Below are 18,977 nucleotides of genomic sequence, written 5' to 3'. Positions count from 1 at the left end.
AATTAATATTATCAGTCGTCTTTATGTTCTGTGTGTTTGTGACCATCATGCTTGTGGCCTTCGTCGCCGTCATGGATCTTCCCGGATCCCCCAACCGCAACAATGTTGAATGGCTTGCAATCAACCTTGATGTCTGCCGCCTTTTCGAGTGAAACAGCATTCACAAATGCGGTTTGCTCCGAAGGGGATAGCTCACAACAACATTTTCTCCCGCAAAAGCAATGGTATGTTATATTATTACGCTTATATTTACAATCGCAAGGAGCAATGTGCAAGAATTCACAGTTGCGTCGAGGTTCAGGAGAAGCGTTAAGCCTATACAGAGCGTCGAAATATAAAGGCACACGCAAATCCGTTGGATCATTCAATAAATTGTAGTGCATCCGGATCAGTGCCGGTTAAAATGCCCAGACTTTTAGGGCGGACTCGTTTCGCTTAAGTGCTCTGCTTCTGGCCCAACCTAGGGCCAATTCAGAAAAGCGTCGGAGACGAGGTTGGACCGCATCGTTGAAGCCTATCAAGTATTTTCTGAACGCGATTGTGCGGATGAACCATCCTTGGATTGGTCATATTTCTGCGCTATGAGTCTGCTCAGACATCCCGTTAATGCAGCAATTTCAGAATACTTGGAATTTGTCGGCAATGCCTCCAATGCGGACCGGGCTTGGATGATAGAATATGGGCAGGACCTGCTTCGATTCCGCAATACACATGAATGGTGTCGAGGGAACACGACATCATTTCTGGAGGAATTGCAGGAGGCCCCCACAACTCTTATTGGATGGCTGCATCGGCATCTGGTCGCTGGAAAGGCGGTAGCCGTCAACAACGTCCAGGGTCTGCCGCGTGTGGCTCGCGCGATTCAGGTTGAGTTCACGCGTCAGGGTAACAAGAGCATATTGAGCATTCCGATTTTCTATCAGAGTCGATTGCGGGGCATCATCGGATTTGACACGACACGCGCATGTCATCAATGGTCCGGCGGCGAAATCAAAGCAATGTTTCAATGCGCCAACCTGATTGCTCAGGCAAAATATGGCACAATGGATAACCAGTTTGAAAAGCTTCCCGCAGAAGAATCAGAGCCGTTGGTCTATTTGCGAAAGCGCGGCGTTGTACGCGGAGTAGAGCCTGAAACTATCGTCGGCGTCCGTTCTGCTGGCAATTATAGCGAGATTTGGCTCAATGATGGTTCAATGCTGCTCGATGCACGCCCGCTCGGCATTTGGTTGAGCATTTTACCGGAAAGCCATTTCTTTCGTGTTCATCGGACAGCTTTCGTCAACGCACTTCACGTTTCCCACGTCGATCGGAGCAGGCCGGACAAATGGTTGATCAAAATGCGCTCCATCCAGCAATCATGGCCGGTGTCTCGCATTTATCGCAAACCCTTGCGCGAAAGACTTGGTATCTGAAATGCTGATCTTGCGTGGGCAGCATCGATTTCGTTGAGAGCGATGATCTCTTTGCGCATGGCTCAAAGCGCAATCCTCGAGCGTTTCCCGACCAGAACCGAGTAAAACCCCTCTGGAAGCAATGACGTCGACATCCAAGTCGACGCCCTGATATATTTTATGCCGATATTACGCAAAAACAGTTGTGATCGCCTTTATGGTCGCATCGACTATTTTGTCAGCCTCTTCCCGCGTGAGACATAATGGTGGTGCAAAGCCCAGAATGTCACCTTCAGGCATTGCACGGGCGAGCACGCCATTGGCGAGGAGTGCGGCTGAAACCTGTGCCCCAATTTTTAAAGACGGATCGAAGAATTTCCGATCGTCTCGATCATCGACAAACTCAATTGCCGCCATCAAACCTTCACCACGAACATCCCCTACATGCCGGTGTCCGCCAATTGCGTCTTCCAGCGCTTCACGGAGATATCTGCCCGTCGAGCCCGCATTTTCAACAAGATCGAGCTCATCAATCAATTTTAGATTGGCAACGCCTGCGGCAGAACAAATTGGATGCGCAGAGTAGGTCCAACCATGACCAATTGGCCCCATCTGGTCCGATCCTTGAACGAGCACTTGCCACATACGCTCGGAAACAATCGAGCCCGATAGAGGGGCATAAGCGGAGGTGAGACCTTTGGCGATTGTGATCAGGTCCGGTTTCATACCATAGTGTTCAGATCCGAACATGCTGCCAAGACGGCCAAAACCTGTGACCACTTCATCAGCAACGAGCATGATATCATAACGGTCCAAAACCGCTTGTATCTTCTGCCAGTATCCGGTTGGCGGCGGCACGATACCGCCGGTTCCCAACACTGGCTCACCGATGAAAGCTGCAATGGTATCAGCACCTTCAGAAAGGATCATCTCTTCAAGCTTGTCGGCACAATATTGCGAGAATTGTTCTTCACTCATTGAGCGGTCTGCGCGGCGAAAATAATATGGCGACTCGGTGTGCAGAACCGGGGCACGCGGCAGATCAAATGCATTATGAAAAGTAGCAAGACCGGTCATGCTTCCTGTCATCACGCCCGAACCGTGATAGCCGCGCCAACGCGAAATGATCTTCTTCTTTTCCGGACGACCAAGGATATTGTTGTAATACCAGATGAGCTTTATGTTTGTCTCATTGGCGTCTGAGCCTGAGAGACCGAAGTAAACGCGGCTCATATGTTGAGGAGCTCGGTCGATGATCATCTTAGCCAGCGCGATCGAAACCTCAGTGCCATGTCCGACATATGCATGATAATAGGCAAGATTTCGCGCCTGTTCTGCAATCGCATCCGCGATTTCCGTACGACCATAACCAACATTGACGCAGTAAAGACCAGCAAAGGCATCCAGACTCTTGCGGCCGCTGATATCCTCAATGTAAACGCCCTCGCCACCCTTCAATACGCGCGTCGGCGTTTCCCCACGTGCATGCATCCCCATATGCGTAGAGGGATGAAAAAAGTGATCGCGATCCCAAGCGGTGAGTTCATTGCTGGTATTCAACATGGGTGTATTTCCTTCCTTGTCGCAACGCTTTCACGCAGCGGTATCGATGCAAAGATATTTGAGCTCGGTGAATGCTTCTATGCCCTGATGAGAACCTTCACGGCCCAACCCGGATTGCTTCCAACCACCAAACGGTATCGGCGCTCCGGTAATTTTTGCGCGGTTGATCGCGACCATTCCAAATTCCAACGCGCGTCCCATCCGCAGCTGTCGCGCACCATTGGCTGTCACTACATAGGCGACCAAACCGTACTGTGTCGCATTTGCGCGTAAGATCACCTCGTCTTCGTCATCAAATGCAGAAATCGCTGCGACTGGGCCAAATGTTTCTTCACCCATGATCGCAGCTTCATCGGGTACATTGCTGAGCAGTGTCGGTTCAAAGAAAAGAGTGTGCTCACCAATGCGTTTACCTCCCACTTCAATCCTTGCGCCACGCTTCACAGCGTCGCGAACATGCTCTTCAATCTTATCGATTGCGCGGCTATGCATCATCGGTCCGATTTCGATATCCGCATCAAGACCGTTTCCAATTTTAAGTTTGCTTATCCGCTCTGCGAACGCTTGACTGAAAGCCGGAAGAATAGCGCGCTGAACGAAAATACGGTTTGCCGCCAAACAATCTTGTCCTGAGGTCGCAAACTTTGCAGCCATAGCCACATCGACCGCGCGGCTAACATCAGCATCATCGAAAATGATCAAGGGTGCGTGGCCTCCGAGCTCCATAACCAAGCGCTTGACGCTCGAGGCGCACTTCGCGGCAATCAATTTGCCTATTTCCGTAGATCCGGTGAAGCTTATAGCCTTCACACGTTGATCGCGGCACATTGCATCCACAATTGGCGCTGCCTTGCCAGTCACCACATTAAAAACTCCGGCAGGCATCCCTGCTCGTTCTGCAAGCTCGGCTAATGCCAGCGCCGATAATGGTGTTTCGGACGAGGGATGCACGATAACAGCACAACCAGCCGCAATGGCTGCTGCAGCTTTGCGGGCAATCATCGCGTTAGGAAAATTCCAAGGTGTTATCAGTCCCACGACACCCAATGCTTCACGGCGCACCAGCATTTCCGCATGCGATAAATGGCTCGCGATGGTCTCACCATTCAACCGTTTGCCTTCTTCAGCAAACCATTCAATAAACGCAGCTCCATAGTCGATCTCACCACGCGATTCATCCAAAGGCTTTCCTTGTTCTAGCGTCATAAGCAAAGCAAGGTCTTCGCGGTGTGCCAAAACGAGCTCATACCACTGACGCAAGATCGCCGCCCGTTCCTGTGGCAGCTTGTTGCGCCAGTTTGGAAAGGCTTTTTGAGCTGCCTCTACTGCAACAAATACTTGAGCTTCACTTAAACTCGCCACCCGTGCAAGCTGCTTTCCTGTGGCAGGATCAGACACTGCGAAGCTTTCCGCCTTGTCGCCAGCAACCCAACGTCCGTTGACATAACCAAGCTCGCGAAAGAGATGTTTGTCCCCAAGCCTGCTGAGACTGTCATGTTTTTTCGGGTCATCCAGAACGACATTCATTTCGCTTCTCCCACTTCTGGAAGAAACATCGCATAGGTTGACGCGCCATTTGGACCAAAGGCGCAGCGCGCACCAGCAGTGTTGGTCTAAACTTCAGGGGCATACAGAACCTTTGGTCTATTCCGCCTCGCTTGAAACGATAGATAAAGGCGTTCCCATTCGGTCGTCTTTCACCAATTTCGTAACAATGTAAGTGTAATAGCGCTCAATACCAATATTCTGATCAAGAAGCCGATCGATCAAGCGCTGATAAGCGTCAATGTCGTGAACCATAATCATCAGGAAGTAATCAACGCCACCACCCACAGACCAGCACGAGACAATCTCAGGAACTGCTGTTATCGCGCGCTCAAAACGATCAAAATCGGCCTGGCGATGATTACCAAGCGTAATTTGCACCATGACCTGTGCGACGGGAGCAATTTTCCGAAAAGCAATGCGGGCGTGATAGCCTGTTACAATACCGGCTTCTTCTAACTTGCGCAGCCGCAGCCAGCACGGTGTGGGCGAAAGTCCAACTTTTTCTGCAAGCGCCATCTTGGTGATACGCGCATTCGCCTGCACCGCTTCAAGAATACGAAGATCAACAGCATCGAGCTTGAGGGCGGATTTCATTTGACCGATCCAATTTGAGTGCGCGTCTGTCCCTGTTCATTGGCACGGTAGTCCACACCATTCAAGAATAAGTTGTCAAAAGCCATCACACGCCAATATTGTAATGATCCAATATAAGTATTGACATGATCTATTCGGTCTTCCAATCTTAACTCAATAATAAAATCACACATATGGGGAACGGCAATGCGGCCTTAAGGTTTCGCAAAGCGCGCGCAATTGCGCCGCGTTGCAGTTCGTTTAACGCAAGCCAGATGAACGATGCATCGTTTCTCCATTTGTCCAACGCAGTGAGGCAGATAACGTGCCCGATATTATTGGTCTTGGGGAAATTGAAGAAGCGCGCGATCGGCTAAAAAGCCATATCGAACGTACGCCACTCGCTTTTTCCGAGAGCCTCAGTAAGCAATCACGTGTGCCCGTCTATCTAAAACTTGAAAACAGGCAACTGACTGGCAGTTTCAAATTGCGTGGTGCAACCAATGCCGTTCGCAGTATGTCCCCTTCTGAGCGACAGAAAGGCCTTGTTACAGCATCGACCGGCAATCACGGGCGCGCGCTGGCATATGCCGCATCGACTCTCGGTCTGACGGCCACAATATGCCTCTCCGCCCTTGTTCCACGCAACAAGGTTGAAGCGATCCGTGAGCTGGGAGGAGAGATCCGCATTGTTGGCAAATCGCAGGATGACGCCATGGAGGAGGTCACGCGCCTTGTGTCGGAGAAGGGCATGAATGCAGTGCCACCCTTTGATGATCCACGCGTGATCGCAGGTCAAGGCACAATCGGGCTTGAGATTATAGAAGATCTTCCAGATGTAGGAACTGTTCTTGTTCCGCTGTCTGGCGGCGGGCTGGCGGCGGGCGTAGCCGCTGCAGTCAAGGCTAAGCGCCCTCAGACCCGCATCATCGGCATATCAATGCAAAGAGGAGCTGCGATGGCTGCAAGCCTTAAAGCCGGCAAACCGGTAAGTGTCGAAGAACAAGATACTCTCGCAGATTCACTTGGTGGGGGCATAGGCCTCGATAACCGCTGGACTTTTTCCATGTGCAAAGCGTTGCTGGACGAAATTATCCTTCTTGATGAAGCAGAGATTGCTGCAGGCGTCAGACATGCTGCACAGCAGGAGGATCAAATCATCGAGGGAGCGGCAGCGGTCGGTCTCGGGTTCTTACTTGGTCGAAAAGCCACCCCCCCTGGTCCAACTGCCATTATCCTATCTGGAGGTAATATCGATCCCGAACAACACCGCAAGATTATGACTGACAACTATCGGAGGGTCGGCTGATGGTCGAAATGAGAATCCTGACTGAAGCCGACCTGCGTGAGATCATCTCGCTTGATCTCGAAACCATTGCTTGTGTGGAAAATGCGTTTCGCGCACTAGCAGGCGGCGAAGTTCGTATGCCGCCAATCCTACGGCTCGATATTCCTGCTCACAGGGGCGAAGTGGATGTCAAAACAGCCTACATTCCCAATCTCGATAGCTTCGCCATCAAGATTAGCCCCGGCTTTTTCAATAACCCGTCAATTGGTCTCCCTTCCACAAATGGCCTAATGATCCTGTTTTCCGCCAAGACCGGACTGATCGAAGCGCTTTTGCTGGACAACGGGTATTTGACCGATGTGAGAACGGCCGCAGCAGGGGCAGTAGCCGCAAAGTACCTTGCACGCGACGATGCTCATATCGCAACTATCTTTGGTGCAGGAATGCAGGCGAAACTTCAGTTGCAGGCGCTTGCGCTGGTGCGCCCCATAACTCGAGCCCGCATTTGGGCGCGCGAATATGACAAAGCTGAACATGCTGCTCGTCAGCTTCGGGATATGCTTGGCATACCGGTCCAAGCCATACGAGAGGCAAAGGATGCATGCCGCGGCGCCGATATCATCGTCACAGCGACGCCTTCGGATACACCAATCATCAAGGCAGACTGGTTGGAGGCAGGACAGCATATCACGGCAATGGGCTCGGATGCTGAGCACAAGAACGAACTTGACCCTGCCATTTTTGATCGTCCAGTTACCTACGTCGCAGATAGCATCAAACAGACGAGCAGGCTCGGGGAACTCCATCACGCAATAAAAGCCGGTATCGTCAATGCCGAGGGTAATTTTTCAGAACTCGGTCAGGTGATCATTGCTTCAAGTGCAGCCAAACGTGAGCCCCATGCGATCACTGTTTGTGATCTGACTGGAACCGGCGTGCAGGACACCGCGATAGCCCACCTCGCCACAAAGCGCGCCAGCCTTTTCGATAACGGTGCGAAGATTGATTCAAGCAAAACCGCAGGAGCCAGCCGATGAGTGTGGAACTCAATTTCAGCCGCACGGAATATGATCAGCGAATTGCCAAGACCCGGCGCGCCATGGAAAAAGCGGGCTTTGATGTCATCATTGTCAGCGATCCATCCAACATGCATTGGCTGACAGGATATGATGGCTGGTCCTTCTATGTCCATCAATGTGTTGTTTTGGCGATGGAGGGGGAACCGATCTGGTATGGCCGGGGGCAGGATGGCAATGGCGCAAAGCGTACCGCTTGGATCGATCATGACAATATTATCGGCTATCCCGATCACTATGTGCAGTCGCTGGAACGACATCCAATGGATTTGCTTGCGTCCATTCTTGATGACAAAGGTTGGGGTAATAAAACTTTTGCTGTCGAATTCGATAACTACTGGTATACCGCAGCTGCCCACCATGCGCTGCAAAAGCATTTGCCGAACGCGCAGTTCAAAGATGCCCAAGGGCTCGTGAACTGGCAGCGTGCAATCAAAAGCCCAACCGAACTCGACTACATGCGAAAGGCGGGCCGCATCGTCGAAGTGATGCATAAACGTATCGCTGAAAGCGTCGAGCCAGGAATGCGCAAATGCGACCTGGTCGCTGAAATATATGATGCCGGAACACGCGGCGTCGACGGCTTTGGCGGCGATTATCCCGCAATCGTGCCTCTATTGCCGTCTGGTACCGACGCCTCTGCCCCTCACCTCACCTGGAACGATCTGCCTATGAAAACAGGCGAAGGGACTTTTTTCGAGATCGCGGGCTGCTACAAACGGTATCATTGTCCGCTCTCGCGCACCGTCTTTCTTGGCAAACCAACCCAAGCCTTTCTCGATGCGGAAAAAGCAACGCTGGAGGGGATGGAAGCAGGCCTTGCAGCGGCACGTCCGGGCAACACATGCGAAGATATCGCGAATGGCTTTTTTTCCGTACTGAAAAAACATGGGATCATTAAGGACAATCGTACCGGCTACTCAATCGGGCTCTCGTACCCGCCCGATTGGGGTGAGCGCACGATGAGCTTGCGTCCCGGAGACCGCACGGAACTCAAACCCGGAATGACATTTCACTTCATGACAGGTCTTTGGCTTGAGACGATGGGACTCGAAATAACAGAGAGCATCGTGATCACCGAAACCGGCGTCGAATGTCTTTCCAACGTACCACGCAAGCTTATCGTGAAAGACTAGGACCGGATAATGATGCACGCCTCCTCGCTTTCCCGCCCGTCTCCGATTACACCGACTGTTGATCTCAACCGCGAAGGTGTCCAGCACGGTCATCTGCGTCTGCCGTGGTCACGCGATGACTCCGCATGGGGCTCGTTGATGCTCCCCATTTGTGTGATCAGCAACGGTGACGGCCCTACGGCGCTGTTGACTGGAGGAAACCACGGTGACGAATATGAAGGTCCGGTCGCGCTCTATGATCTTGCAGCCAATCTTAAGCCCGAGCAGATTAATGGGCGTATAATTATTGTGCCGGCAATGAACTATCCTGCCTTCCTGGCGGGCTCGCGGACATCCCCCATAGATAAGGGAAATCTCAATCGCAGTTTTCCGGGACGTCCCGACGGCTCAGTTACCGAAAAGATTGCCGACTATTTTACCCGTTATCTACTGCCCAGCGCGGATATAGTCATGGATTTTCATTCTGGTGGGCGGACGCTGGATTTTCTGCCCTACGCGGCAGCACATTCTTTGCCGGATGCCGCACAGGAAGCCCGCTGCTTCGCCGCCGTCAAAGCCTTCGGTGCACCGTTCTCCATGCGAATGATCGAGATCGACGCCGTCGGTATGTATGACACTACTGCTGAGGAAGCAGGAAAAGTTTTTGTCACCACCGAACTCTGTGGCGGCGGCACGATTTCGGCTTACACGGCAGGAATTGCGAAGCGTGGTCTTCGCAATCTTCTGCGCCACGCAGGGATTCTTGAAGGTGAAGTCGAACTATCACCGACGACATGGCTGGAGATGCCGTCGCAAGATTGTTTTGGCTTTGCAGACACGGATGGACTGTTGGAGCCTCTGGTCGATTTGGGTGCCGAGCTCCGTAAAGGCGATGTTGTCGCCCGCGTTCATCCGGTGACACGCACGGGTGCTGCGCCACAAGAATATCGCGCGGCACTCGACGGTCTACTCGCCGCCCGCCACTTTCCTGGACTTGTGAAGATGGGGGACTGTCTATCAGTCATTGCGACCACCAGTGGAGAACCCACTTCAGGATAAGTCAGCCATTTCCACCCAATTGCAAGCCGGACCAAAAACCAACCGGCATCTATACAGAGGAGTGAACACTATGCACATGAAATTAGCTTTTTCCGTTTTGCTTTCCGTAGTTACCACGGTTGCATTGACTGTCCCCTCACGGGCAGTCACCATTGATGAACTCAAAAGCGCGGGCTTCGTCCGTGGCGCAACGGCAAACGAAGTCCCCTATGGTTATATGGACGCAAGCGGAGCCGCTAAAGGCATTGGCCCCGATGTTGCTGCTGCGGTTTTCAAGAAACTTGGCATTAATGAAATCGATTGGACGGTAACACCATTTGGATCACTCATTCCTGGCCTAAAAGCCAAGCGCTTTGAATTTGTCGGAGCAGAACAGAACGTACTGCCCGACCGTTGCAAACAGGTTCAGTTTACTGTCGCCAATTCAAGCTATGGCGAAGGCCTGTTGGTCCCCAAGGGTAACCCGAAGAAAATCCATTCCTATGATGACATCAAGAAGGATCCCTCGCTGAAAGTCGCGATTGTTTCGGGTGCAGATCAAATCGACTTTCTACATGGCATGGGTATTGATGAATCTCAGATCGTCATGATCCAGGGTAATGCTGATGCGCCATCGACAGTGCAGACCGGCAGGGCTGACGCCTATGCTGCGACGGAATTGACCGTTGCAAAGCTGGTTGAAAACTCACCTGAACTTGAGCAGGCGCATCCTTTTACTGATCCCGTTGTAGACGGCAAATCCGCACGCAGTTTCGGCGCATTTAGCTTCCGCCCAGAAGACAAGGAATTCTACGAGGCATTCAACAAAGAGCTGATCGAATTCAAGAAGACTGATGATTACAAGAAAATTCTGATGACATATGGCTTGAGCGAAGAAAGCGTCGAAGCAGCGCGGACGGTCGACACGACGGCTCTTTGCAACGCAAAGTAAAACCTTTGGCCGTCTGCCAAGACTGGAAACGGCTTGGCAGACATTGGCCCATCTCAGACGGGAGCGGACCATATGCATTGGACCGAATATCTTCCTGCTCTCTTAAAAGGAGCACAAATAACCGTCTTACTTGCTTTGAGTTCGATGGTTCTCGGTACAGTGCTTGCCTTCGCTGCGGGCATTGCCCGATTTGCAGGCGGGCCAATCCTTTCCATGGTTGCAGTCATCTATATCGAGATTTTTCGTGGAACGTCGCTGCTTGTGCAGTTGTTCTGGCTTTACTACGCGTTACCTTTGGTGGGAATCTCCTTCGATCCTATTACCACTGGTATCGTGGGGCTTGGCCTTAATATTGGCGCTTATGGCGCCGAAGTTGTTCGAGGTGCACTGCAGGCTGTGCCCGAAGCACAACACGAAGCTGCGCGTGCACTCAATTTCGGCAAGTCCCACACGCTATTTCACATCGTTTTGCCACAGGCCATTGTTGAAATGATGCCCGCCTTTGGCAATCTCGCCATACACAATCTCAAAGATACCGCCCTTGCCTCGCTGATCGCGATTAGCGACCTCACCTTCCAGGCCCAGCGGTTGCGCAATCTTACGCTCGACAATGTCACAATCTATTCGCTCACACTTTTGGGTTATTTCGCAATGGCGCTGGTCCTTGCCACCGGTATTCGCTGGCTCGAAAGGCGACTTCGTCGTCGAACAATGGCGGGAGGTTTCGCATGATTTACGGTTACGCCTGGGACACGTCATCCACCCTCTCTTTTGCCATTTCAATCATACCAATTCTCGCGATTGGCCTCACGGTTACGCTCAAGGCAGCCGCCACAGGCTTTGCGATCGCTCTGGTACTGGGACTCGTCTTCGCACTGCTACGCCGAAGCCCATACAAGATCATCTCGTGGCCGACTGCAGTCGTGGTGGAATTTTTACGCGATACACCACTGCTCGTTCAGCTGTTCTTTCTCTATTACGTACTGCCTGTTTACGGGATCGTGTTACCGGCATTCCTCACCGGCGCTCTGGCCCTCGGCTTGCAATACTCAGCATATACATCCGAGGTATATCGCGGCGGCATCGAAGCAATCCCACGCGGTCAATGGGAAGCGGCGCGCGCGCTTAATCTAACATCCTGGCGTACCTATCGGGATATAGTTATTCCACAGGCTATTCCTCGCATCATTCCCGCGATGGGCAACTACCTTGTTTCCATGCTCAAGGAAACACCTGTGCTGTCAGTTGTCAGCATTGTGGACATGCTCAATCTCGCCAATCTGATTGGCGATCGCACCTTTGAATATTTGGTACCATTATCGATGGTTGGTTTGATCTTCCTTGTCCTGACACTCATCTGTTCGACGCTTATACGCCTTCTCGAACGCACACTTCCAAAGAACGGGATTGCTCTTAAATGACCCAGGAAATAATCCGCTTTCAGGACGTAACCAAACGCTTTGGCGCTCTGACCGTACTCGATCGCTTCAATTTCACGGTCAAAACGGGTGAGAAAGTCACGCTGATCGGTCCATCGGGCTCAGGAAAATCGACTGTTCTACGCATTTTGATGACGCTTGAACCATTCCAGGAAGGCGAGCTGGAGCTGGCAGGAATCCCCTATCATGAGCCGAATGGAAAAGGGCATTTCCTAGCCAGTGAAAAGCATCTACGCAAAATCCGATCACATGTCGGAATGGTGTTTCAGAGCTTCAATCTCTTCCCTCATATGTCCGTTCTAAGAAATATCATTGAGGCCCCGGTTCATGTACTGGGTATGGAAAGGGCTGAAGCTGAAGTCCGTGCACTCGAACTTCTGTCACTGGTAGGTTTGACCGATAAGAAGGATCATTATCCAGCACAGCTTTCAGGGGGACAGCAACAACGTGTGGCTATCGCGCGTTCACTTGCAATGCGTCCGCGCGTTCTCCTGTTTGACGAACCAACATCAGCACTCGACCCGCAGTTGGTAGGCGAAGTCCTAGCAGTCATTCGCAGTCTGGCGCAGGAGCACGACCTCACCATGCTCCTTGTCACACACGAAATGCGATTTGCTCGCGAAGTTTCCGACAGGGTGTGTTTCTTTGATAAAGGACGAATTTGCGAAGAAGGAACACCGGATCAAATCTTCCAATCGCCACAACAAGCTCGGACCAAGGAGTTTCTGCAATCAGTCCTCTGATCTCAGGCAATTGAACTCACATCATACACCGGAGGCAATTGTGCGAATGTCTCGCGAATGGTCTCCAAAGCAGTCTGTAAGGCGGAACGTGAAAGCCTTCCGCCAAGGCAGATACGAATACCGCCATTGCTACGATCTCCTCCGGCTACAAACGGATCGGATGGTGTGACCGCAACACCTTGGCTGGCCAGCGCTCTGACTAAGCCGTCTTCAGACCAGTTGCGTGGAACTTTCAACCAGGCACAAAGCGATAGCGGGTTACTTCCTGCTACATGTGCGCCAAGAATATCAGTTACCAAGGATTGTCTCAGTCGCAGTTCGTTTCGCTGAATCTCTAGCAACTGCGTCGCAGTGCCATCCTCTATCCAACGGCTAGCCATTTCGGCGACCATATTGACACCGCTCCAGCTGGTCACCCGCAAAATTGACGTCACTCTAATCGAATAGTTGGCTGGAACGACCAGATAGCCGGTGCGTAATCCTGTCATCACTGTCTTAGTGAAACTGGTGACGAAAAAGCCAAACTCCGGTAACAATTCTGGCATTGAAGGCAATTTCTGTTCAAGGATCGGCTTGTAAACTTCATCCTCGATAACGAAAATGCCATATCGGCGGGCGACTTCAGCGACCGCACAGCGCCGTTCCGCACTCATCAAATGACTGGTTGGATTTCCAAGTGTTGGAATGATTACCAACGCTTTCACATCGCCCGCTTTGCACGCAGCCTCAAGAGCGTCTAGTAATATGCCCTCACTGTCAGTTGGAAGGCCACGCAGCGTAAAGCCAAGGACGTTCGCCAAGCCGATGATACCGTGATCGGTGAGGTTTTCAGTCAACACCACTTCCCCGGGCTGCACCACAGCAGCCACGGCGAGGAACAGCCCATGGGCGGCGCCGTTTGTGATGATCACTCGGCTGGGATCGACGTCAACCGATAAACGACGCAACCAGTCACACGCCACATTACGATGACGATCCAAACCTGCAATGGGTCTACAAGGTCTCATGAAGCTCGCATTGTCTACCTGGCTCATCTCCTCAAACAGCTTTCTTGAAGCATGTTCGTGAGCACCCATGTAGACTGCTCGAATGATGGAAAGATCAGCAATACCGCTCGGATCACGATCAAGCATAAATCGGTCTGCTCGATCCGTCACGCGATTGCAAACATAAGTGCCGCGCCCAACTTCGCCACGCAAATAGCCGCGCCGTTCGGCCTCTTTATAACTGATACTTACTGTCTGAACAGAAAGGCCAAGCTTATGTGCAAGATCGCGATGCGTGGGCATCTGGGTTTCGGGTTTAAGCACACCCTTCTCAATATCTTCTATGATCTTGTCGGTCAGGAGACGATGCTTTGTCGAACCCTTGCGCAACTCAAGAGCAGGCTGCCACACATCGAAAGTCTTTTGATCATTACAAGACATGAATTGTCCTATTAATAGGAATTCTACCCATGACAATTTACCCCTCAATCACTGTGATTTGAAGTCGATAATGTCTACGGATAGAGATTAATCGATATTCTCTCACACCATCCAAACCTACCCGGCTGGGCCTCGGTCTCAACCAAACTCTTTTTTGTCTTTTTATCTGTGGAAATGGCATGCGGAACCGTTCAATCACCCTGGTGGGAGCTGAAAGCCGTAGCCGCACCAACCAAAAGCCATGAATCCGACCTCGCGTTGAAACATTTGGTCCGATAATGGGGATAATGTCGGGCAAACGGCCTTCCAGACCCAGCGCCTTTTTCGGTTCGAACTGCGTATTATGCTGCATCGACTTGATCGCAGCAATCTGCGTTACCATTCTCAACGGCACGTGCGACGCATTCATTTAGCCAAACCTGTTCGCTGGCGCGAAAGCAATTCTCGATCACACCTGTGTCCAGTAATCGATCGATATCAGCACCTCACAGCATCGAATTGATAGACGTCAGCAAGAGTTGCAGCACGGCCTTTCGTATTTTTTTGAATGGCATAGAAGTCTACGATCTCTTCACGGAGTTTGAAGACGTAAACCTCCTCCGAACCTGTCATTGAAATGTAGTGTGAAAGCGTTGATGCCCTCATCGCAGCCTATGCGTCCAACAATAAGCGGACAGGTCATGTTCTAAGTACCAACGATCTATAAGGCAGTTACCCAGTAAAACTCCGAAACAGAGTTATCTTAAAAGTCGCCCGATAATTTTAAGCTGCAGGAGGTTACCTTTACACGCCCCTCATGAAGAAGAGAAATAGCTCCGCCTCCAGGAGACTAGAAAATGACACGCAACTTACAATCCGCACTTAAGCGCCACAAGCTCCGCCATTCAGACGACGTTGATGTAGCCTATATGGACGATTTCCTGTTGCTGACATTGCGTGGCACACTCAGTCAGCAAGGACGCTTGGCTTCCTATAAAATTGAGCATTTGGTGCCCTCGCGATCTGCTCCAAACGCCCATTATCTGACCAGCAGTCCACGCAGGATCGTTTCGGTTATTGTCTTTGCCGCTTTCGCATGATCAGCTTCTCCAAGTTGGCTGACATCGAGTGCATCGCATGCGAGAGCTTCAAATTCGACATAAAACTGGGTCGCCGACCAAAGCAGAATGAACAGATGTCGCGCATCGACAGGCACAATTTTCCCGGCAGCCGCCCATGTATCGATCACCGCAGCTTTTTCAGACGTAACCTTTCGCATATGCTCTCGGGCATCCATCGATAGATGTTCTGCCCCTTGTAAAATCTCATTGGCAAAAAGCCGTGTTTCGGCGGCATTCTCGCACGCATGATCAAGCTTGGCACGAACATAGGCTTCGATAGCTTCTGCAGGTTCGCGTTCAGCTGATATATGCCTGAACGCATCATCCCAGCTGTGGATGAGTCGATCTATAGCTGCGTTATAAATCTCTTCCTTCGACGAGAAATAATAGTAGACATTTCCCTTAGGCAGTCCAGAGGCCTTTGCAATTTCAACGATACGCGCGCCGTCGAGACCCTTGCGAGAAAATATCTCAACAGCAGCTGTGAGGATCTTAAGGACGTTTCGGGTTCTGATCGGCTCGTCGGATGCCGGCTGATTTCCTGGCTCAATTTCCACCGACTTGCTCTGCTCTACCATTGGTTATCCCGTTATTTTTAAACATCTTTTTCCAAGCCAATTGCTTGGAGCATTAATGCACATTCATTCAAATTCCGGCAGATGTCCGGCACAGATCTGCCAAAGCAACTCTACGAAACCTTTGGAATCGAAGCACCAATAAAAAAGAAGTTGACAAGATGGTCAACTTCTTTTCATAAAAAGCTGACAAAACGGTCAGGTTCTTGAATTTGCCTGGCAGAGAAACCTTGGGGAGGGTGCAGATGACCGTGCGGTTACAGGCTGCAATGGAAGAATTTTTGGCAGATTGGACTTCCGATCTGAACGCGCCCTGGCGTTCTTTTCTCGGCAACATCACGCTCGATTTTGATGGCATTTCTCCCGAACTAGAACTCGAAATCTGGGAGCCAATTTTTCCAGTTCGTCGCGGTAGGCATTTTCCAGGCATGCCTGAAGGCACACATTGCCTTCGCGCATTCGATGGCATCTCTCCAGAGGATGTTCGCTGCGTGGTGCTTGGACAGGACCCGTACCCCGAACCGGGCTTTGCCACGGGGCGGGCATTTGAAGCGGGCAATCTCGCGGGCTGGAATGAGCTCAATAAGATGTTCTCAAAGAGCATTCGTGCGTACACCCAACTGATCGTTGCAGCTAGAACCGGGGACTTATCCTACGCACATAGTTTTGCCGATTGGCCAAAAACGTTAGAGGCGATTGAACGTGGTGCCGTTAAGCTGGAACAGCCTTCCAAGATTGCTGATCGATGGGTGAATGAAGGCGCGCTGCTTCTGAACGCGTCGCTAACACTTACGCGCTTTAAGGTCGATATAGACGTTCATCAATCGCAGGGCCACCTCGTGCTCTGGCGACCGCTGATCGTTGAAGCGCTCAAGTTACTCGCCGCACGTGAAAAGCCGCTCGTATTTCTTGGTTTTGGTGACGCCGCAGCACAGGCACTCAAACTCGCCGGCATCGACGAGACCGTTGGCGGCAATTTGCGCTGCGTTCTGCGTGATCACCCGGCGCGAGCCGATGAAGTTCTGACGCGTCCCAATCCATTCATTCTTTGCAACAAATTTCTAGAGGAGATGGGTTCTCAACCCATCGCTTGGTAACATGGTCGCAACCAAGACATTCGATTACATCATCATCGGCGCCGGTTCGGCGGGATGCGTCCTTGCAAACCGTCTTTCGGCTGATCCTGAAAACAAAGTTCTGTTACTTGAGGCCGGCGGTCGCGACCTCAATCCGTTGTTTCGCCTTCCAATGTTGATGGGAAAGCTCTTTCATTCCGGCATCTATAATTGGCACTACCATACGGAGCCGGAACCTCATCTCAATGGGCGCTCTCTCTATTGGCCGAGAGGCAAAGTGCTTGGCGGAACCTCAACCATCAATGGCATGATATATGTGCGCGGGAATCGCCATGATTATGACCGCTGGGCACAGATGGGTGCGGCGGGTTGGTCATATGACGAAGTTTTGCCATCATTTCTTCGCTCCGAAACCCATGTGCAGCGCACGGATGCCTTTCATAACACCGAAGGCGAACTGACCGTTTGTCGGGCACGAGGCTGGAACGGCCTGCTCGATGTTTTCAACGAAGCAGGCGCCCAGGCTGGCTATCCACTCAATGATGACTTCAATGGCGAACAACAAGAGGGCTTTGGTCGATATGACTTCACCATTGCCAAGGGCAAGCGCTGTTCAGCAGCCTATGCCTTCCTGCGCCCCGCAAAATCACGCCCCAATCTAACGATCATCACACGCGCCCACACAAGTCGGGTGCTCGTTGAGAATGGGCGCGCTATCGGCGTCGAGTACAGCCGCAAAGGCACTGTATCAAAGGCGCATGCTAACCGTGAAGTGATCCTATCGGCAGGCGTTGTCAACTCACCGCAGATCCTTATGCTTTCCGGCATCGGAGCCGCCGACGAACTGGCAGAACACAATATCAATATTGTTCAGAATCTGCCGGGTGTCGGGAAAAACCTGCAAGACCACGTCGATTGCGTCATGGCCTATGAATGCCGCGAACCGGTCACCCTTTATTCGGATCTGCGGGCCGACAAACTCACATGGTCCGTCATTCAAGGCATGCTTTTTGGGGAAGGCATCACCACAACCTTTCCCTACGAGGCGGGCGCATTCGTCAAATCACGAACCGATCTGGCGGCACCTGATATACAGCTTCATTTCATGCCCGCATTGGAAAAGACCGCCAATTTGCACTTTCCCAACCCGTTTAAAAAAGAGCGTGTTGAAGCCAATCACGGTTTCTCATTACGTGTGGGCCCGGTTAATCCTGAAAGTCGCGGCGAAATCCGATTGCGTTCTGCTAATCCGGAAGATCGACCACGCATCAATGCCAACTACCTGAAAACCGAGTTCGACATTCGCACGATGATCAATGCCATCCGTATGACTCGTGAGATCATCCAGCAGAAAGCCTTCGACAAATATCGCGGAAAGGAATTAGCACCAGGACCTGCGGTCGAGAGCGATGCCGAACTCATTGAATGGTTGCGCGCCAATGCAATGACAACTTTCCACCCGGTTGGCACCTGCAAGATGGGTAATGACCCGATGTCAGTGGTCGATGCTCGCTTGAAAGTCCACGGGATTCAAGGGCTGCGCGTCGCGGACGCGTCAATCATGCCAATTATATCCAGCGGCAACACCAATGCTCCGGCGATTATGATCGGTGAGCGCGCTGCAGAATTTATACTCAAGGAGGCTGCCCTGTGATCGTCGAACATCGCACATATACATTCAAGCCAGGCACTGTCGATGGCTGGCTCAAGAAATACGAAACAGAAGGCTTGCCGATCCAGAAGCGGCACCTGAACACATTTCTCGGCCTTTACGTCAGCGAAATCGGGCATCTGCATCGCACAGTTTTGATGTGGCGCTATGACAGCCTCGCAGATCGAGAAGCCCGACGTGCAGCCATGTATGCGGACCCGAATTGGCAAAGCTTCATCTCTGGTGTTTGGGCACTTGACGCAATTCAGACCCAGGATGTGATGATTATGAACCCGGCACCGTTTTCGCCCGGCGCATAATATGAGCGGCTTCGATTGGGCAACTGCCCAACCAAGGGCGGCATAAATGCCGCCCCAATAAAAATTCTACAGCAAACTTCCAGAGCAAGGAAATGGGAA

18 protein-coding genes are annotated in these 18,977 nt (G+C 51.6%); 12 read left to right on the top strand and 6 right to left on the bottom strand.

Going from position 1 to position 18,977, the window contains the following annotated elements; genetic code table 11:
- Nucleotides 1-11: 11 nt before the first annotated feature.
- Nucleotides 12-164: a hypothetical protein gene (locus QSJ70_RS03510; protein ID WP_285534817.1), complete on the bottom strand. Its 153-nt coding sequence runs from the start codon at nucleotides 162-164 to the stop codon at nucleotides 12-14.
- Between the two features lie 330 nt (nucleotides 165-494).
- On the opposite strand from QSJ70_RS03510, the gene QSJ70_RS03505 reads away from it, so the two are divergent.
- Complete coding sequence (locus tag QSJ70_RS03505; RefSeq protein ID WP_215777278.1) at nucleotides 495-1,415, top strand: GAF domain-containing DNA-binding protein; 921 nt, start codon at nucleotides 495-497, stop codon at nucleotides 1,413-1,415.
- Between the two features lie 168 nt (nucleotides 1,416-1,583).
- Here QSJ70_RS03505 and QSJ70_RS03500 read toward each other — a convergent pair whose 3' ends face one another.
- The 3 genes from QSJ70_RS03500 to QSJ70_RS03490 all read right to left on the bottom strand — a co-directional run bounded on the left by QSJ70_RS03500 (nucleotide 1,584) and on the right by QSJ70_RS03490 (nucleotide 5,099).
- Nucleotides 1,584-2,957, bottom strand: coding sequence for an aspartate aminotransferase family protein (locus QSJ70_RS03500; RefSeq protein ID WP_285534816.1), 1,374 nt, complete (start codon nucleotides 2,955-2,957; stop codon nucleotides 1,584-1,586).
- 30 nt (nucleotides 2,958-2,987) lie between these two features.
- Complete coding sequence (locus QSJ70_RS03495) at nucleotides 2,988-4,484, bottom strand: NAD-dependent succinate-semialdehyde dehydrogenase (protein ID WP_285534815.1); 1,497 nt, start codon at nucleotides 4,482-4,484, stop codon at nucleotides 2,988-2,990.
- Between the two features lie 117 nt (nucleotides 4,485-4,601).
- Nucleotides 4,602-5,099 carry an Lrp/AsnC family transcriptional regulator gene (locus tag QSJ70_RS03490; protein ID WP_215777282.1) on the bottom strand — a complete coding sequence of 166 codons (498 nt, stop codon included), beginning with the start codon at nucleotides 5,097-5,099 and terminating at the stop codon, nucleotides 4,602-4,604.
- A gap of 313 nt (nucleotides 5,100-5,412) precedes the next feature.
- Between QSJ70_RS03490 and eutB the strand changes: the two genes are divergently transcribed.
- The 8 genes from eutB to ehuA all read left to right on the top strand — a co-directional run bounded on the left by eutB (nucleotide 5,413) and on the right by ehuA (nucleotide 12,729).
- Nucleotides 5,413-6,387 (top strand): hydroxyectoine utilization dehydratase EutB, encoded by a 975-nt coding sequence (gene eutB, locus QSJ70_RS03485; RefSeq protein WP_215779061.1) that lies wholly within the window; start codon nucleotides 5,413-5,415, stop codon nucleotides 6,385-6,387.
- Nucleotides 6,387-7,403 (top strand): cyclodeaminase, encoded by a 1,017-nt coding sequence (locus QSJ70_RS03480; RefSeq protein WP_285534812.1) that lies wholly within the window; start codon nucleotides 6,387-6,389, stop codon nucleotides 7,401-7,403. Before eutB ends, QSJ70_RS03480 begins: the two co-directional genes overlap by 1 nt.
- The gene (gene doeA, locus QSJ70_RS03475; protein WP_215777286.1) at nucleotides 7,400-8,578 is read left to right on the top strand and encodes an ectoine hydrolase DoeA; all 1,179 of its coding nucleotides are present in this window, start codon (nucleotides 7,400-7,402) and stop codon (nucleotides 8,576-8,578) included. Before QSJ70_RS03480 ends, doeA begins: the two co-directional genes overlap by 4 nt.
- Before the next feature lie 9 nt (nucleotides 8,579-8,587).
- On the top strand, nucleotides 8,588-9,616 hold the full coding sequence (doeB, locus tag QSJ70_RS03470; RefSeq protein ID WP_285534811.1) for a N(2)-acetyl-L-2,4-diaminobutanoate deacetylase DoeB: 1,029 nt from the start codon (nucleotides 8,588-8,590) through the stop codon (nucleotides 9,614-9,616).
- A 70-nt stretch (nucleotides 9,617-9,686) separates the two neighbouring features.
- A complete protein-coding gene (ehuB, locus tag QSJ70_RS03465) occupies nucleotides 9,687-10,547 on the top strand; it encodes an ectoine/hydroxyectoine ABC transporter substrate-binding protein EhuB (RefSeq protein WP_445558132.1) in 861 nt (286 codons plus the stop codon).
- A gap of 72 nt (nucleotides 10,548-10,619) precedes the next feature.
- Nucleotides 10,620-11,279 carry an ectoine/hydroxyectoine ABC transporter permease subunit EhuC gene (gene ehuC / locus QSJ70_RS03460; RefSeq protein ID WP_215777289.1) on the top strand — a complete coding sequence of 220 codons (660 nt, stop codon included), beginning with the start codon at nucleotides 10,620-10,622 and terminating at the stop codon, nucleotides 11,277-11,279.
- On the top strand, nucleotides 11,276-11,968 hold the full coding sequence (gene ehuD, locus QSJ70_RS03455; RefSeq protein ID WP_215777291.1) for an ectoine/hydroxyectoine ABC transporter permease subunit EhuD: 693 nt from the start codon (nucleotides 11,276-11,278) through the stop codon (nucleotides 11,966-11,968). Before ehuC ends, ehuD begins: the two co-directional genes overlap by 4 nt.
- Nucleotides 11,965-12,729, top strand: a complete 765-nt coding sequence (ehuA, locus tag QSJ70_RS03450) for an ectoine/hydroxyectoine ABC transporter ATP-binding protein EhuA (RefSeq protein WP_215777292.1) — start codon at nucleotides 11,965-11,967, stop codon at nucleotides 12,727-12,729. Before ehuD ends, ehuA begins: the two co-directional genes overlap by 4 nt.
- A 2-nt stretch (nucleotides 12,730-12,731) precedes the next feature.
- Here the strand turns inward: ehuA and ehuR are convergent, their stop codons facing one another.
- A complete protein-coding gene (ehuR, locus tag QSJ70_RS03445) occupies nucleotides 12,732-14,156 on the bottom strand; it encodes a MocR-like ectoine utilization transcription factor EhuR (protein WP_285534809.1) in 1,425 nt (474 codons plus the stop codon).
- A gap of 1,018 nt (nucleotides 14,157-15,174) precedes the next feature.
- Entirely contained in the window at nucleotides 15,175-15,834 is a 660-nt protein-coding gene (locus tag QSJ70_RS03440; RefSeq protein ID WP_215777297.1) for a TetR/AcrR family transcriptional regulator, read from the bottom strand.
- A gap of 242 nt (nucleotides 15,835-16,076) precedes the next feature.
- Here QSJ70_RS03440 and QSJ70_RS03435 point away from each other — a divergent pair, with 242 nt between their 5' ends.
- From QSJ70_RS03435 to QSJ70_RS03425, 3 genes are read left to right on the top strand one after another with little or no spacing between them, the layout of a single operon-like run.
- On the top strand, nucleotides 16,077-16,928 hold the full coding sequence (locus QSJ70_RS03435) for a uracil-DNA glycosylase family protein (RefSeq protein ID WP_252349069.1): 852 nt from the start codon (nucleotides 16,077-16,079) through the stop codon (nucleotides 16,926-16,928).
- Between the two features lies 1 nt (nucleotide 16,929).
- Nucleotides 16,930-18,561: a GMC family oxidoreductase gene (locus QSJ70_RS03430; protein WP_285534804.1), complete on the top strand. Its 1,632-nt coding sequence runs from the start codon at nucleotides 16,930-16,932 to the stop codon at nucleotides 18,559-18,561.
- Nucleotides 18,558-18,878: an NIPSNAP family protein gene (locus QSJ70_RS03425; RefSeq protein WP_215777300.1), complete on the top strand. Its 321-nt coding sequence runs from the start codon at nucleotides 18,558-18,560 to the stop codon at nucleotides 18,876-18,878. Before QSJ70_RS03430 ends, QSJ70_RS03425 begins: the two co-directional genes overlap by 4 nt.
- Nucleotides 18,879-18,977 lie beyond the last annotated feature (99 nt).

The organism is Brucella sp. NBRC 12950 (genome assembly GCF_030268145.1).
In the GTDB taxonomy this organism is placed as follows: Bacteria; Pseudomonadota; Alphaproteobacteria; order Rhizobiales; family Rhizobiaceae; genus Brucella.
Note: the sequence above shows the minus strand (reverse complement) of the source record. Positions and strands in the feature narration are given on the sequence as shown.

Coding starts and splice junctions, on each gene's coding strand:
- QSJ70_RS03435 (WP_252349069.1), top strand. CDS start 16,077: ATGACCGTGCGGTTACAGGCTGCAATGGAAGAATTTTTGGCAGATTGG.
- ehuC (WP_215777289.1), top strand. CDS start 10,620: ATGCATTGGACCGAATATCTTCCTGCTCTCTTAAAAGGAGCACAAATA.
- QSJ70_RS03490 (WP_215777282.1), bottom strand. CDS start 5,099: ATGAAATCCGCCCTCAAGCTCGATGCTGTTGATCTTCGTATTCTTGAA.
- QSJ70_RS03480 (WP_285534812.1), top strand. CDS start 6,387: ATGGTCGAAATGAGAATCCTGACTGAAGCCGACCTGCGTGAGATCATC.
- ehuB (WP_445558132.1), top strand. CDS start 9,687: ATGCACATGAAATTAGCTTTTTCCGTTTTGCTTTCCGTAGTTACCACG.
- ehuA (WP_215777292.1), top strand. CDS start 11,965: ATGACCCAGGAAATAATCCGCTTTCAGGACGTAACCAAACGCTTTGGC.
- QSJ70_RS03500 (WP_285534816.1), bottom strand. CDS start 2,957: ATGTTGAATACCAGCAATGAACTCACCGCTTGGGATCGCGATCACTTT.
- QSJ70_RS03430 (WP_285534804.1), top strand. CDS start 16,930: ATGGTCGCAACCAAGACATTCGATTACATCATCATCGGCGCCGGTTCG.
- ehuD (WP_215777291.1), top strand. CDS start 11,276: ATGATTTACGGTTACGCCTGGGACACGTCATCCACCCTCTCTTTTGCC.
- doeB (WP_285534811.1), top strand. CDS start 8,588: ATGATGCACGCCTCCTCGCTTTCCCGCCCGTCTCCGATTACACCGACT.
- ehuR (WP_285534809.1), bottom strand. CDS start 14,156: ATGTCTTGTAATGATCAAAAGACTTTCGATGTGTGGCAGCCTGCTCTT.
- doeA (WP_215777286.1), top strand. CDS start 7,400: ATGAGTGTGGAACTCAATTTCAGCCGCACGGAATATGATCAGCGAATT.
- QSJ70_RS03495 (WP_285534815.1), bottom strand. CDS start 4,484: ATGAATGTCGTTCTGGATGACCCGAAAAAACATGACAGTCTCAGCAGG.
- QSJ70_RS03440 (WP_215777297.1), bottom strand. CDS start 15,834: ATGGTAGAGCAGAGCAAGTCGGTGGAAATTGAGCCAGGAAATCAGCCG.